Origin of the sequence: Mycoplana sp. MJR14, from assembly GCF_029210525.1 — a bacterium.
GTDB lineage: Bacteria > Pseudomonadota > Alphaproteobacteria > Rhizobiales > Rhizobiaceae > Mycoplana.
Genome location: NZ_JARGEO010000024.1, coordinates 1 through 2,500 on the forward strand (window position 1 = coordinate 1; position 2,500 = coordinate 2,500).

At 54.0% G+C, this 2,500-nt stretch carries 3 tRNA genes and 1 rRNA gene (1 of these 4 cut by a window edge); all 4 read left to right on the top strand.

Annotated elements, in window-relative coordinates:
• Positions 1-102: 102 nt before the first annotated feature.
• A tRNA-Ile gene (locus tag P0086_RS25145) sits at positions 103-179 on the top strand.
• An 87-nt stretch (positions 180-266) separates the two neighbouring features.
• Positions 267-342, top strand: a tRNA-Ala gene (locus P0086_RS25150).
• 59 nt (positions 343-401) lie between these two features.
• Positions 402-477, top strand: a tRNA-Ala gene (locus P0086_RS25155).
• A gap of 529 nt (positions 478-1,006) precedes the next feature.
• Positions 1,007-2,500, top strand: a 23S ribosomal RNA gene (locus tag P0086_RS25160); it runs 1,304 nt beyond the window's last position.

The window sequence follows — 2,500 nt, forward strand, 5'->3', positions numbered from 1 at the left end:
AAGCTTAGCCAAACCCACTCGAAAAAGGCGTCACCCGCCGTCCACGTTTCTCTTTCTTCAAAAGACAGGACCACGGCTTTCGTGCTGAGTTCTACCGTAAATGGGCCCGTAGCTCAGGTGGTTAGAGCGCACGCCTGATAAGCGTGAGGTCGGCAGTTCGAGTCTGCCCGGGCCCACCATTTTTGGTTGGGGCATGGCAGCCGAACATTCTCTGTTGAGCCGATAGGCCGTCCGGAGCGCGATGAGCGCGTCGGGACCGAGAGATTGGGGCTGTAGCTCAGCTGGGAGAGCACCTGCTTTGCAAGCAGGGGGTCAGCGGTTCGATCCCGCTCAGCTCCACCATGTCTGGTGGATGGGTGGTTGATCTTGTGCCGCCGGTTGGAGTATTGGCTGTCCGTCAAGGGGCCGTAGCTCAGCTGGGAGAGCGCCGCAATCGCACTGCGGAGGTCGGCGGTTCGATCCCGCTCGGCTCCACCATGTTCCGTCCTGTCTTTGAAGAAGTAAAAGTTTGCATCCGGCGACATGCCCGATGCCTGTTCTGCATGAAATCGTGAAGAGAAGATACTGTCTGGAGGCTTCCAGGTGTCTTGAACCCGTTGGGTTTGAGACGTCCGAGCCCGGTCCTGATGATGTCGTGAATGGTCTAGCCGACCGGAAGCGAATGAGGGATCGGAGGTAGGAAGGAAAGCCTGTTACTCAGAACGTGTCGTTGTTCGAAGGCTTCGGTCTTCGTCTGATGGCCCGTTGATGGATGTTGCCTGACCGCGCATCCCCGGACAGATCTCGAGAAGCTGGTCTTATGATCCGGCACAAGCGAGCTGCTCGGCGTAGCTCCAATGAAGTGACCGGATCGAACACGTCGATGGCATCTGATGGGTGTGGTTGTAAAAGGTAACCGCGCCGTTGGGTTTGCGAATAGCGAATAGCGAATAGTTTGAGAATTCTATTCGCTACTCGCTAACAACTATTCGCTTTCCAACTAAGGATGAGCATTGGCAATGAGAACGATCAAGTGTCGTAAGGGCAATTGGTGGATGCCTTGGCATGCACAGGCGATGAAGGACGTGATACGCTGCGATAAGCCGTGGGGAGCTGCGAATGAGCTTTGATCCATGGATCTCCGAATGGGGCAACCCACCCTAAATGCTTGGAAAATCCAGTCTGTTTGAAAGAACGGCCTGGGTTTCCAAGCATTGTGATAGGGTATCTTACCTTCGAATACATAGGGGTAAGAAGCGAACGCAGGGAACTGAAACATCTAAGTACCTGCAGGAAAGGACATCAACCGAGACTCCGCAAGTAGTGGCGAGCGAACGCGGACCAGGCCAGTGGCAATGAGGAATAAAGCTGAACAGGTTGGAAAGCCTGGCTATAGTGGGTGATAGCCCCGTAAGCGTAGAACACTCATTGTCCTTGAGTAGGGCGGGACACGAGAAATCCTGTCTGAACATGGGGAGACCACTCTCCAAGCCTAAGTACTCGTGCATGACCGATAGCGAACAAGTACCGTGAGGGAAAGGTGAAAAGCACCCCGACAAGGGGAGTGAAAGAGAACCTGAAACCGGTTGCCTACAAACAGTCGGAGGGCGCAAGCCTGACGGCGTACCTTTTGTATAATGGGTCAACGACTTAGTGTGACGAGCAAGCTTAAGCCGATAGGTGAAGGCGCAGCGAAAGCGAGTCTGAACAGGGCGTTCAGTTCGTCGCATTAGACCCGAAACCGAGTGATCTAGCCATGAGCAGGCTGAAGGTTGGGTAACACCAACTGGAGGGCCGAACCCGCATCTGTTGCAATAGATTGGGATGACTTGTGGCTAGGGGTGAAAGGCCAATCAAACTCGGAAATAGCTGGTTCTCCGCGAAATCTATTTAGGTAGAGCGTCGACCGAATACCCCCGGGGGTAGAGCACTGGATGGGCTATGGGGACTCACCGTCTTACTGATCCTAACCAAACTCCGAATACCGGGGAGTACTAGTCGGCAGACACACGGCGGGTGCTAACGTCCGTCGTGAAGAGGGCAACAACCCTGACCTCCAGCTAAGGTCCCCAAGTCATGGCTAAGTGGGAAAGGATGTGAGGATCCCAAAACAACCAGGATGTTGGCTTAGAAGCAGCCATCATTTAAAGAAAGCGTAACAGCTCACTGGTCTAAATAAGGGTCTTTGCGCCGAAAATGTAACGGGGCTGAAGCCATGCACCGAAGCTGAGGATGTGCAGCAATGCACGTGGTAGCGGAGCGTTCCGTAAGCCTGTGAAGGGAGACCCGTGAGGGCTCCTGGAGGTATCGGAAGTGCGAATGTTGACATGAGTAACGATAAAGAGGGTGAGAGACCCTCTCGCCGAAAGACCAAGGGTTCCTGCTTAAAGTTAATCTGAGCAGGGTTAGCCGGCCCCTAAGACGAGGCGGACACGCGTAGTCGATGGGAACCACGTTAATATTCGTGGGCCTGGTGGTAGTGACGGATCGCTCAACTGGTTCATTCTTATTGGATTGAATG